The sequence below is a fragment of the Aliiroseovarius sp. PrR006 genome (genome assembly GCF_010500215.1).
In the GTDB taxonomy this organism is placed as follows: Bacteria; Pseudomonadota; Alphaproteobacteria; order Rhodobacterales; family Rhodobacteraceae; genus Aliiroseovarius.
Genome location: NZ_JAAGOY010000004.1, coordinates 1,505,626 through 1,517,162, shown reverse-complemented (window position 1 = coordinate 1,517,162; position 11,537 = coordinate 1,505,626). Strand labels below are relative to the sequence as shown.

11 protein-coding genes and 1 riboswitch are annotated in these 11,537 nt (G+C 59.7%); of the genes, 10 read left to right on the top strand and 1 reads right to left on the bottom strand.

Annotation, left to right across the window (positions count from 1 at the left end):
* Window positions 1–101 precede the first annotated feature (101 nt).
* The 9 genes from G0Q00_RS07415 to cmk all read left to right on the top strand — a co-directional run bounded on the left by G0Q00_RS07415 (window position 102) and on the right by cmk (window position 8,816).
* A complete protein-coding gene (locus tag G0Q00_RS07415) occupies window positions 102–1,151 on the top strand; it encodes a PhoH family protein (RefSeq protein WP_163037794.1) in 1,050 nt (349 codons plus the stop codon).
* A gap of 1 nt (window position 1,152) precedes the next feature.
* Window positions 1,153–1,647, top strand: coding sequence for an rRNA maturation RNase YbeY (gene ybeY / locus G0Q00_RS07410; protein ID WP_163037792.1), 495 nt, complete (start codon window positions 1,153–1,155; stop codon window positions 1,645–1,647).
* 34 nt (window positions 1,648–1,681) lie between these two features.
* A complete protein-coding gene (locus G0Q00_RS07405) occupies window positions 1,682–2,638 on the top strand; it encodes a hemolysin family protein (RefSeq protein ID WP_163037790.1) in 957 nt (318 codons plus the stop codon).
* Window positions 2,631–4,154, top strand: a complete 1,524-nt coding sequence (gene lnt, locus G0Q00_RS07400) for an apolipoprotein N-acyltransferase (protein WP_163037788.1) — start codon at window positions 2,631–2,633, stop codon at window positions 4,152–4,154. The genes G0Q00_RS07405 and lnt overlap by 8 nt, the downstream gene beginning before the upstream one ends.
* A gap of 33 nt (window positions 4,155–4,187) precedes the next feature.
* Window positions 4,188–4,236, top strand: a riboswitch (SAM-SAH riboswitch).
* A 6-nt stretch (window positions 4,237–4,242) separates the two neighbouring features.
* Window positions 4,243–5,409, top strand: a complete 1,167-nt coding sequence (metK, locus tag G0Q00_RS07395) for a methionine adenosyltransferase (protein ID WP_163037786.1) — start codon at window positions 4,243–4,245, stop codon at window positions 5,407–5,409.
* A 72-nt stretch (window positions 5,410–5,481) separates the two neighbouring features.
* Window positions 5,482–6,210: a tRNA (guanosine(46)-N(7))-methyltransferase TrmB gene (locus tag G0Q00_RS07390; RefSeq protein ID WP_163037784.1), complete on the top strand. Its 729-nt coding sequence runs from the start codon at window positions 5,482–5,484 to the stop codon at window positions 6,208–6,210.
* A gap of 127 nt (window positions 6,211–6,337) precedes the next feature.
* A complete protein-coding gene (gene aroA / locus G0Q00_RS07385; protein ID WP_163037782.1) occupies window positions 6,338–7,690 on the top strand; it encodes a 3-phosphoshikimate 1-carboxyvinyltransferase in 1,353 nt (450 codons plus the stop codon).
* The gene (locus G0Q00_RS07380; protein ID WP_163037780.1) at window positions 7,687–8,208 is read left to right on the top strand and encodes a hypothetical protein; all 522 of its coding nucleotides are present in this window, start codon (window positions 7,687–7,689) and stop codon (window positions 8,206–8,208) included. Before aroA ends, G0Q00_RS07380 begins: the two co-directional genes overlap by 4 nt.
* Window positions 8,205–8,816 (top strand): (d)CMP kinase, encoded by a 612-nt coding sequence (cmk, locus tag G0Q00_RS07375; protein ID WP_163037778.1) that lies wholly within the window; start codon window positions 8,205–8,207, stop codon window positions 8,814–8,816. Before G0Q00_RS07380 ends, cmk begins: the two co-directional genes overlap by 4 nt.
* 25 nt (window positions 8,817–8,841) lie before the next feature.
* On the opposite strand, the gene G0Q00_RS07370 is transcribed toward cmk, so the two are convergent.
* Window positions 8,842–9,315: an isoprenylcysteine carboxylmethyltransferase family protein gene (locus G0Q00_RS07370; protein WP_163037776.1), complete on the bottom strand. Its 474-nt coding sequence runs from the start codon at window positions 9,313–9,315 to the stop codon at window positions 8,842–8,844.
* Window positions 9,316–9,598: 283 nt separating this feature from the next.
* Here G0Q00_RS07370 and rpsA point away from each other — a divergent pair, with 283 nt between their 5' ends.
* Entirely contained in the window at window positions 9,599–11,284 is a 1,686-nt protein-coding gene (gene rpsA / locus G0Q00_RS07365; protein ID WP_255464735.1) for a 30S ribosomal protein S1, read from the top strand.
* Window positions 11,285–11,537: the final 253 nt, after the last annotated feature.

The window sequence follows — 11,537 nt, the reverse complement described above, 5'->3', positions numbered from 1 at the left end:
CCGGCGATCACATGACAATCGCATGAAGTTTTGCGGATGGGGCTTGCTTGTCTCGTCCGCTCTTGGCACGATCAGGGTATAGACCTGACAGGAGACCCCATTTGGGAATAGCAGACCTGACCGCAGCACCCGAGACCCCAGTAACCCCCGAAGTGCTGCTGGAATTTCCAGACAACCGCCTGCTTATTGATCTGTGCGGCGAGTTTGATCGCAACCTGACCCACATCGAAAGCCATCTGGGCGTTCAGATTGTCCGACGCGGCAATCAGCTTGTCGTGATGGGCGAGATGGACGCGCGCGAAAAGGCGGGCGAAGTCCTGAGTGCGCTCTATACGCGGCTTGAAAGCGGCAAAGCGGTCGAGCCCGGTGACATTGACGCCGAGATCCGCATGGGCGGAACGCAGGACGGCACCGGCACCCGCGACGGCGATCAGATGGAGATGTTCAAGGGCAGCGACGTCGAGATCAAGACCCGCAAGAAGACCATTGAACCACGCACCGAGGCGCAAAAGGCCTATGTCCAAAGCCTGTTCAACAACGAATTGGCCTTCGGGATTGGCCCGGCAGGTACGGGTAAGACCTATCTGGCGGTTGCAGTCGGCGTGAACATGTTTCTTGGCGGGCATGTGGATCGCATGATCCTGTCGCGTCCGGCTGTCGAGGCAGGCGAAAAACTGGGCTATCTGCCGGGTGACATGAAGGACAAGGTCGACCCGTATATGCAGCCGCTTTACGATGCGCTGAATGATTTTCTGCCCTCGAAGCAGGTCACCAAGCTGATCGAAGAGAAAAAGATCGAGATCGCTCCGTTGGCCTTCATGCGTGGGCGCACGCTGGCGAATGCCTTTGTCGTGTTGGACGAGGCGCAGAACGCCACCACCATGCAGATGAAAATGTTCCTGACCCGTCTGGGTGAAGGCTCGCGCATGGTGATCACGGGCGACCGGTCTCAGGTTGATCTACCACGCGGCGTGGACAGCGGTCTGCGCGATGCCGAGGGGCTGTTGAAGGGGATCGACCAGATCAGCTTTAACTATTTCACCTCGAAAGACGTGGTGCGCCACCCGCTGGTGGCCAAGATCATTGAGGCGTATGACGAGGCCTCGCAAAAGGCGATGGCGAACGCCGTCAAGCGAGCGCGTGACAAGTAAAATGCTGGTAGACGTTGTTTTCGAAGACCCCCGCTGGGAGGCTGCGGGCCTGTCAGTTCTGGCAGACGCGGCGGCGCAGGCGGTGATCGACCATCTTCAGCTGTCACCGCCTTTCGGGGACGGATTCGAAATCAGCCTTCTGGCCTGTGACGATGCACGCATCGCAGACCTGAACCGCGACTTTCGCGACAAGCCCACGCCGACCAACGTGCTGTCCTGGCCCTCTGATGAACGCGCGGCCGAGGACGCGGGCGGTGATCCCCTGCCGCCAGAAGACCCCGAACTGGGCGACATCGCCATCGCCTATGAAACCTGCGCCCGCGAGGCGGATGAGCAGGGTAAGGAATTCTCCATCCATGTAAGCCATCTTTTGGTGCATGGGGTGCTCCATCTGTTGGGTTATGATCACATTGACGACAAAGATGCGGCACTTATGGAGGGTTTGGAGGTTGAAATCCTTGGCAAGATGAACATTTCCAACCCATATGAAGAGTAAGGGCGCATTTTCGCGCGAAACTGGAAAAGGACCAATGGGCGACACCGCAGACGGATCTTCTAAGGCAGCGCAAAGCGCGCTGCAGGATGAAATACAACATCACAGGCCGGGATTCTTCAGCCGCATCTTCGGTGCGCGCAGCCCCAGCAAACCAGATAAGGTCGTGCCTGCTGGTACCAAGCACGCTGGCAATGGGACACTACCTATGGCGGCCCCTGGCATGGTTAACCTTCGACGGATGCGCGTCGAAGACGTAATGATCCCAAAATCCGAGATCGTGTCGGCCCCCGTCGATATCCTGAAAGACGAGCTTGTGGACGTGTTTCGCGAAAGCGGCCTGTCGCGCCTGCCCGTGTTCGATGGGACTTTGGACAGTCCGATTGGGATGGTCCACCTGAAAGACCTTGCTCTAAACCACGGATTTAACGGTAACCCCGGCAAGAAGTCGGTCCGCTTTGTCTTGCGCAAGCTGATCCGCCCGCTTCTGTTCGTTCCGCCCTCGATGCCTATTGGCGTGCTTTTGCAAAAGATGCAGACCGAGCGCATTCACATGGCGCTGGTCATTGACGAATATGGCGGGGTCGACGGGCTTGTGACCATCGAAGACCTGATCGAACAGGTCATTGGCGAGATCGAAGATGAGCACGACCTTGAAGAAGGTAAGTTGTGGATCGAAGAAAAGCCAGGTTGCTATCTGGTCGAGGCCAAAACGCCTTTGGACGAATTCGAGGCTGAAACTGGCGTGCGCCTTCAGCATGACGAGGCCGATGACGACGAGATCGAGACCTTGGGCGGCTTGGTGTTCGTCCTCTGCGGCCAGGTGCCTGCGCGTGGCGAGGTGATCGCCCATCCCGGCGGCGCCGAGATCGAAGTCGTCGACGCAGACCCTCGTCGCATCAAGCGTCTGCGGTTGCGTGTTCCGGGTCCGATGCCTGCCGCGCACGCAGCTGCCGAAGCCAGCGCGGATGACGCGTCAGCAAAGAATGCCTGACATTGACGCCCATGTGGCGCGACTGGCCGCGCGCCCTCGGGTGCGGGTTATTCTGTTGCTGTTGGCGGGTGCCATTGCTGCGTTGGGGCAGGCGCCGTTTCTGATCTGGGCGGCGACGCTGGTGGGGCTGCTGACCGCGTTTCTGTTCTGGCGACACAGCCCCACCCCGCGCGCCGCGGCGCTACAGGGCTGGCTGTTCGGGCTGGGCTACTTCACCCTCACGATGAGCTGGCTGGTCAACCCGTTCTTCGTCGAGCCCGAGCGCCATGGATGGATGGCACCTTTCGCGCTGCTGGGTATGGCAGGCGGGCTGGCGCTGCTCTGGGCGCTGGGCTGGGGCGTGGCACGTTGGCTTGCTGGTGATATCCGCTTCGGGTGGCTGTTCTGGCCTGCAGGACTCGCGGGGGGCGAGCTGTTACGCGGCATGCTTTTCACGGGCTTTCCGTGGGGTGGGCCGGGGCTAGTGTGGATCGATACGCCTATGGCGCAGATCGCAAGCTGGGTGGGCGTCTCGGGGCTGAGCTTCCTGACCGCGATTTGGGTGGCCTTGTTGGCGGCGGTGTTGATTGGTCGAAACCTAAAAGGCGCGGCGGGAGTGATGGCTCTGTCGCTGGCACTGGGGCTGGGCACCGTTCTGTCGCCTTCATCTCTGCCAGAAGACACCCCCCACACGCTCCGCCTGATCCAACCCAACGCGCCCCAGCATCAGAAATGGGATCCCGACTTTGCGGAAAGCTTCGTTCACCGCCAGTTGGAACTGACGGCGGCCCCGCCCGAAAGTGCGCGCCCAAATCTGATCATCTGGCCCGAAACCTCGGTGCCGTATCTGATGCGGCATGCGACACGCCTGTTCCCTTTGATTGCCGAGGCTGCAGACGGCCCGCCCGTTCTGATGGGCATCCAAAGGGCCGAGGAGTTGCGCTATTTCAACAGCCTTGTGCAGGTGAACACAGATGGCATCGCGCACCCGGTCTATGACAAGCATCACCTTGTCCCCTTCGGCGAATACGTCCCGCTTGGCGATGCAATGACCCGCATCGGGATCCGTGCCTTCGCCGCGCAATATGGGCAAGGCTATTCGGCCGGGCCGGGGCCAGTTGTGCTGGACATGGGCGTCTTGGGCAAAGTGCTGCCCTTGATCTGCTACGAGGCTGTCTTCCCTCGCGACATCCGCAATGCGCCCGAACGCCCAGACTGGATCTTGCAGGCGACGAATGATGCGTGGTTCGGCGACTTCTCGGGACCGCAACAGCACCTCGTCCAAGCACGTTTCCGCGCGATCGAATTCGGCCTTCCAGTCATTCGCGTTGCCAACACTGGGATCAGTGCAGCGATTGACGTTCGTGGACAGGTTCGGTCCTATCTGCCCTTGGGGCAGGCGGGCTTTCTAGATGCACGACTGCCCGCGGTGGGGGGCGAAACTCTTTACGCGCGCGTAGGCGATTGGCCGCTTTCCCTGTTGCTAGCCAGCGCCGCGTTCATGGCTGTTTTGTCGCGTAGACGCTTTTCACATTGACCTTTTGGGCTAAAGTGCGGATATCAATCCAGACCACCGTCACAACGGCTTCCTGGCGTGGCGGGCAGATTTAAATGGAGCATGTTTCATGTCACGACAGAACTATACATTCACTTCGGAAAGTGTATCCGAGGGGCACCCAGACAAGGTGTGCGACCGTATTTCGGATGCAGTGCTTGATGCCTTCCTGACCGAAGAACCGAACGCGCGCGTGGCATGCGAGACCTTCGCCACCAGCGGCATGGTTGTCATCGGCGGCGAGGTCGGATTGTCCGATCCCGAGCGTCTGAAGGTGATGATGGGCTCGATCGCCCAGATCGCTCGCGATTGCATTCGCGACATTGGTTACGAGCAAGAGCAGTTCCACTGGAACACCTGCCGTGTGATGAACTTCCTGCACGAACAATCGGCCCACATCGCCCAAGGTGTGGACCGCGACGGTGCAGGCGACCAAGGGATCATGTTCGGTTACGCGGTGAACGAAACGCCCGAGCTGATGCCCGCCCCGATCCAGTACTCGCACGCCATTCTGAAGCGTTTGGCTGAGGTGCGTAAAAACGGAACCGAGCCAACGCTTGGCCCGGATGCAAAGTCACAGCTTTCGCTGCGCTATGAAGGCGGCAAACCGGTCGAGGTCACCTCGATCGTGCTGTCCACCCAACACCTCGACGAATCCATGTCCAGCGACGATGTGCGCGCCGTGGTCGAGCCTTACATTCGTGAAGTCGTTCCTGCCGAATGGATCAACGGCGGCACAGAATGGCACGTGAACCCAACCGGCAAGTTCGTGATCGGCGGACCCGATGGCGACGCTGGCCTGACCGGCCGCAAGATCATCGTGGACACCTATGGTGGCGCAGCCCCGCATGGCGGCGGCGCGTTTTCGGGCAAAGATCCGACGAAAGTGGACCGTTCGGCCGCTTATGCTGCGCGCTATCTGGCGAAGAACATCGTCGCGGCGGGCATGGCCGAACGCTGCACCCTGCAGTTGTCCTATGCCATCGGCGTGGCCAAGCCCCTGTCGATCTATGTCGACACCCACGGCACCGGTGTTGTTCCCGAGGCCGAGATCGAACGCGCTGTTGCACAGGAAATGGACCTGACCCCGCGTGGCATTCGCGAGCATCTGGGCCTGAACAAACCGATCTTCGAACGCACCGCTGCTTATGGCCATTTCGGTCGCGCCCCCGAGGCCGACGGAGGCTTTAGCTGGGAAAAAGTCGATCTGGTTGAGAAGCTGAAAAAAGCTGTCTGATCCAAAATCAATACTTCCAAAGGGCGGGCCGTCACTTGACGCGCCCGCCCTTTGCATTGCATAGGCGCGGCCATGACCCAAGATGATGCATCGCAAAACAAACACCGCTCGGGCGCGCCGTGGCGCAATTTCTATGGCCGTCTGAAAGGCAAAGGGCTGCGCGACAGCCAGCAAACCTATCTGGACGAGGATCTGGCCGCGCTCAGTCCCGGCGCCGTCGGCTGGGAAGAAAACCCCGACCGCGCGCCCTTGGACCTGAAGGCTCTGTTCGGAGACAAACCTGTCTGGCTGGAAACCGGCTTTGGCGGCGGCGAACATATGGTCCATCAGGCCGCGACCTACCCGGATATCGGCATCATCGGCTGCGAGCCTTATATCAACGGCGTTGCCATGCTTTTGGGCAAAATCCGCGATGCGGGCTGCGAAAACGTCGCGGTGCATCCGGGCGACGTGCGCGACCTGTTCGACGTGCTGCCGCCGGAAAGCATCGACAAGGCCTTCCTGCTTTATCCCGATCCGTGGCCCAAGAAGCGCCACCACCGCCGCCGCTTCGTGACGCCCGAATATTTGGAACCCTTCCACAAGGTCCTGAAACCCGGTGCCGAGTTCCGCGTCGCGACCGATATCCCCGACTATGTCCGCCAAACGCTGGAAGAAGTCCCGCGCGCGGGCTTTGAATGGCTAGGCGAGTGTGCAGACGATTGGCGCACCCCGTGGAGTGACTGGATTTCGACGCGCTACGAACAGAAAGCGCTCCGCGAAGGCCGTACGCCCCACTATCTGACCTTCCGCCGGATCTGATCCTCCGCTTTTTCTTGTTGCAAATATCCTGGGGTGAGCCCATCAGGGCGAGGGGCAACGCCCCTTTCCGCTGGCCTCCCCAATATGTCTGCGCTATCAGTCTTCGCAAGACTGAAGGAGAATACGCATGTCCGGACACGGCCCCGCCATCCCCATGACCGCCCGCAAATCCGGCCCGCTAAAGGGCACGGCCAATGTGCCGGGGGATAAGTCGATCAGCCACCGGTCGCTGATCCTGGGTGCGATGGCCGTGGGCGAGACCCACATCACCGGCCTTCTGGAAGGCGACGACGTGCTGGGCACCGCAGACGCGATGCGGGCTTTCGGTGCGGATGTTGATCGTCTGGGCGACGGTGAATGGCGCGTGAATGGCGTTGGCGTTGGTGGATTTGCTGAACCCGAGGACGTGATCGACTGCGGCAACGCGGGTACCGGTGTGCGCCTGATCATGGGGGCGATGGCGACCTCTCCGATCACCGCAACCTTCACCGGGGATGCGTCGCTTCGTTCGCGCCCGATGGGTCGTGTGACCGATCCGATCGCGCTTTTCGGCGCGCAAAGCTATGGCCGCGAGGGTGGGCGCATCCCGATGACCATCGTTGGCGCGCGCGAACCTGTGAACGTGACCTACACCACGCCGATGGCCTCGGCGCAGGTGAAATCGGCCGTGCTGCTGGCGGGCTTGAACGTGCCGGGCAAAACCGTGGTGATCGAAAAAGAAGCCACCCGCGACCACACTGAACGGATGCTGGCGGGCTTCGGGGCTGAAATCACGGTTGAGGAGACCGATGAGGGGCACAAGATCACCCTGACTGGTCAGCCCGAGTTGAAACCCCAGACCATCACCGTACCACGCGACCCAAGCTCGGCGGCCTTCCCAGTTTGTGCGGCGCTGATCGTGCCCGGCTCGGACGTGCTGGTGCCGAATATCGGCTTGAACCCGACCCGTGCGGGGCTGTTCTACACCTTGCAGGACATGGGCGCGGACCTGACTTTTGAGAACGAACGCACCGAAGGCGGCGAGCCCGTGGCTGATTTGCGCGCGAAATATTCGCCCAACATGAAGGGCATCGTGGTTCCGGCTGAACGCGCCGCCTCGATGATCGACGAATATCCCATTCTGTCGGTTGTGGCGTCCTTTGCCACAGGCAAGACTGACATGCCCGGCGTACACGAGCTGCGCGTGAAGGAAAGCGACCGGATCGACGCGATGGCCAAGGGCTTGCGCGCCGCGGGTGTCACCGTGGACGAAGGCGAAGATTGGTGGTCGGTCGAGGGTCTGGGCCCCGATGGGGTTCCCGGCGGCTGCACTGTCGCCACCGTTTTGGACCACCGCATCGCGATGAGCTTTGCTTGCTTGGGCTTCGCCTCGCAGAAGCCCGTCAATCTGGACGATGGTGGCCCGATCGCCACCAGCTTCCCAGTGTTCGAGCCTCTGATGTCCGGTCTTGGCGCGCAGATCGTGCGCAACAATTCATGACCCTAAAGCGCGCATTCTGGGCGGTTTTTTCCCTAACGTTGCTTGTCTATCTGGCGATGGTGCTGTGGTCGTTGCCGATCATTTCTGCTGATGCGGATGGTCTATTGCCGTTCGATCTGCGGCCACAGGGCTATAGCGCCAAGGACGCGCGGCAATTCCTGTCGGCATTAAGCGAAGCCGGTCGAGCACAATATTTGGGCTGGCAACATTTTCTGGATAGTTTTTATCCGGGTTTGATGGCCCTTTCGTTAGCTCTGGCCTATTTTTTGCTGTTCCCCAAGAAATGGGCAGCCGCGTTTTCTGCCCTCGCCGTATTGGCCGCCGTTTTTGATTGGCGCGAAAATCACGCTGTGGCGGATATGCTTCGGGCCGGAGCTGCAAGTGTTGACGATGAGGCGATTTCGCTCGCCTCGGGTTTGACGCAGCTGAAATCTGCGACAGTCACGGTCGCGGTTACCATCCTGCTTCTGGGGCTGGTGAAACTTGGCTGGAACCGCTGGAAAGGACGCGCATCATGAAGTTCACGGTCGCCATCGACGGCCCTGCTGCTGCGGGAAAGGGCACGATCTCGAAGGCCGTTGCGGCGCATTTCGGCTTTGCGCATCTGGACACGGGGCTGCTTTATCGCGCCGTAGGGGCAAAGACGCTGACCGGTGCGGATCCGGTCGAGGCAGCGCAATCGCTAACGCCCGCTGACATGCAAGGTGATCTGCGGACACCCGAGGTGGCGCAGGCGGCTTCGAAAGTCGCCGTGATTGCCGAGGTGCGCGCCGCGCTTGTCGATTTCCAGCGCAACTTCGCGACCCGCGATGGGGGGGCGGTACTGGATGGGCGTGACATTGGAACGGTGATCTGCCCGGATGCGGACGTGAAACTGTTTGTCACCGCCAGTGCCGAAGTCCGCGCCGAGCGCCGTTTCTTGGAGCTGTCCGCCAAAGACCACGACGTCACGCGCGCGCAAGTGCTGGCAGACGTGATCGCCCGCGACAAACGTGACAGTGAACGGGAAGAGGCACCTTTGAAACCGGCCGAGGACGCGGGGATCATCGATACCAGCAGCATGAGTATCGACGAAGCTGTAAGCGAAGCCGTGAAGGCTGTTCGTCAGGCGAAAAGCTCATCCTGATCAGGCGCGCTTCCCGTCGTAGTGACTATAGCCAACGGCGCGTGTTTCGAGTGTACACTTCGTATTCCTCACCAAATTGCTGACGAAGATAGCGTTCTTCCGGTCGGATCATCCAGATATCCAGCAGCAACATGCACATCACAGCGATTGCCAGAAACCACAAGCTGTTCACCGCAAGCCCCAACCCAACCGCGATTGAGATCGCACCAAGGTAGTTGGGGTTGCGTGAATATTTGAACGGCCCATCCGTAACTAGGCACGTGGTCGGGGTGCCGGGCAGAGAGGGTTGCTCATGTTTGTCCAGCGTCGCTTTCGATGCGGAAATCAGTCGAAACCCCGCAACCACAAGCACGATCCCCGCCGGCAGAAGAATCCAAAGGGGCAATCCCGGGATGTGGGTGGGCGATAGGAACTCGATCAGGATCGCGATCGCAAGGGCCGGAAACATCACCACATCGCTGATCTTCCATGCCTGTTTGTGGGCAACGGGGTCGGTCATTCGATTTCCTTTTCAGACTGCGGTATATTTGATTGTCCTGTCGTTTGTTTCAACCCAGACCATCGCGCTGCGCCCTGTGTGTGATGAAGCATCCCCCTTGATTTACAGGCAGAATCCCCGTAAATCCCGCCCTGTCGACAAGGTGCAATTGCCGCGACACAGGGAAAAACGAGCAGGGTCGAGGCTTCGGCCCTCTTTGTTTTGCGTCTAACCTGTTGACCAAATTGGGAAATCCAAGACCGGCGGAGACAACCGCTCGGCCCGTGAAAATGACTGTAAAGGAATGAAACGCCACATGGCTAACGCAACCATGGAGGAATTCGAAGCCCTCCTTAACGAAAGCTTCGAAATGGACACCCCGGACGAGGGTTCGGTTGTCAAAGGTAAAGTCATCGCTATTGAAGCTGGCCAAGCCATCATCGACGTCGGCTACAAAATGGAAGGCCGCGTTGATCTGAAAGAATTCGCAAACCCGGGTGAAGCCCCTGAAATCGCCGTTGGCGACGAAGTGGAAGTCTACCTGCGCGCGGCTGAAAACGCCCGCGGCGAAGCTGTCATCTCGCGCGAGATGGCCCGCCGTGAAGAAGCATGGGACCGCCTGGAAAAAGCATACGCAGACGATGCACGCGTCGAAGGCGCGATCTTCGGTCGCGTCAAAGGCGGCTTCACCGTCGATCTGGGCGGCGCTGTTGCGTTCCTGCCCGGCTCGCAGGTTGACGTACGCCCCGTACGTGACGCTGGCCCGCTGATGGGTCTGAAGCAGCCGTTCCAGATCCTGAAAATGGACCGTCGCCGTGGCAACATCGTTGTGTCGCGTCGCGCTATCCTGGAAGAATCGCGTGCCGAACAGCGTGCCGAAGTCATCGGCAACCTGTCGGAAGGCCAAGCAGTTGACGGCGTCGTCAAGAACATCACCGAATACGGTGCGTTCGTTGACCTGGGCGGTGTTGACGGCCTGCTGCACGTCACCGACATGGCATGGCGCCGTGTGAACCACCCGTCCGAGATCCTGACGATCGGCGAAACCATCAAGGTTCAGGTCATCAAGATCAACAAAGAAACCCACCGCATCAGCCTGGGCATGAAGCAGCTGCAAGACGATCCGTGGGATCTGGTTGCTGCCAAGTACCCGCTGGAATCGGTGCACACTGGCCGCGTGACCAACATCACCGACTACGGTGCATTCGTCGAGCTGGAGCCGGGTGTCGAAGGTCTGGTACACGTGTCAGAGATGTCGTGGACCAAGAAGAACGTACACCCCGGCAAGATCGTTTCGACCTCGCAAGAAGTCGAAGTCATGGTTCTGGAAATCGACGGCGCCAAGCGTCGCGTATCGCTGGGCCTGAAGCAGACCATGCGCAACCCGTGGGAAGTGTTTGCAGAAACACACCCCGAGGGCACCGAGGTCGAAGGCGAAGTCAAGAACATCACCGAATTCGGTCTGTTCATTGGTCTCGACGGCGAAATCGACGGCATGGTTCACCTGTCGGACATCTCGTGGGACCAGCGTGGCGAAGAAGCCATTCAGGACTTCAAGAAGGGCGACATCGTCAAAGCCGTTGTTTCGGAAGTTGACACCGACAAAGAGCGTATCTCGCTGTCGATCAAAGCTCTGGACGGTGATCCCTTCGCGGAAGCCGTTGGTGGCGTGAAGCGTGGCTCGATCATCACTGTTGAAGTGACCGCAATCGAAGATGGCGGTATCGAAGTCGAGTATGAAGGCATGAAGTCCTTCATCCGTCGTTCGGACCTGTCGCGTGACCGCTCTGAACAGCGCCCCGAGCGTTTCCAGGTTGCTGACAAGCTGGACGTTCGCGTGACCAACGTCGATTCGAAATCGCGTCGTCTGGGTCTGTCGATCAAAGCTCGCGAAATCGCAGAAGAGAAAGAAGCCGTAGAACAGTATGGTTCGTCGGATTCGGGTGCATCGCTGGGTGATATCCTGGGCGCCGCTCTGAAGCAGGACTAAGTCCTCGCGTCTTAAATTCTGGAACGGCCCTGCGCGATGCGTGGGGCCGTTCTGTTTTGGAGGGAGCGAATCACGCCGCCGCAATGCGAGTGCCTCCAGAGCCGGAAACGATGTGCATTTGCAGCATGGGATTTTCGCGCCGAAAACGGCTGAAATCCGTTTAATTTCCCCCAAGTTATAACCTAAGACTTGTATGCACGGCGCGGGTTTGCTCCTATACTTCGACAGAATAAGGATGCAAAATCCATTAGAT

What these genes read in the sequence shown, in the direction of transcription:
- metK (WP_163037786.1), top strand. Translation starts at nt 4,243, where the DNA reads ATGTCACGACAGAACTATACATTCACTTCGGAAAGTGTATCCGAGGGG.
- cmk (WP_163037778.1), top strand. Translation starts at nt 8,205, where the DNA reads ATGAAGTTCACGGTCGCCATCGACGGCCCTGCTGCTGCGGGAAAGGGC.
- ybeY (WP_163037792.1), top strand. Translation starts at nt 1,153, where the DNA reads ATGCTGGTAGACGTTGTTTTCGAAGACCCCCGCTGGGAGGCTGCGGGC.
- G0Q00_RS07370 (WP_163037776.1), bottom strand. Translation starts at nt 9,315, where the DNA reads ATGACCGACCCCGTTGCCCACAAACAGGCATGGAAGATCAGCGATGTG.
- G0Q00_RS07380 (WP_163037780.1), top strand. Translation starts at nt 7,687, where the DNA reads ATGACCCTAAAGCGCGCATTCTGGGCGGTTTTTTCCCTAACGTTGCTT.
- lnt (WP_163037788.1), top strand. Translation starts at nt 2,631, where the DNA reads ATGCCTGACATTGACGCCCATGTGGCGCGACTGGCCGCGCGCCCTCGG.
- G0Q00_RS07405 (WP_163037790.1), top strand. Translation starts at nt 1,682, where the DNA reads ATGGGCGACACCGCAGACGGATCTTCTAAGGCAGCGCAAAGCGCGCTG.
- aroA (WP_163037782.1), top strand. Translation starts at nt 6,338, where the DNA reads ATGTCCGGACACGGCCCCGCCATCCCCATGACCGCCCGCAAATCCGGC.
- G0Q00_RS07390 (WP_163037784.1), top strand. Translation starts at nt 5,482, where the DNA reads ATGACCCAAGATGATGCATCGCAAAACAAACACCGCTCGGGCGCGCCG.
- rpsA (WP_255464735.1), top strand. Translation starts at nt 9,599, where the DNA reads ATGAAACGCCACATGGCTAACGCAACCATGGAGGAATTCGAAGCCCTC.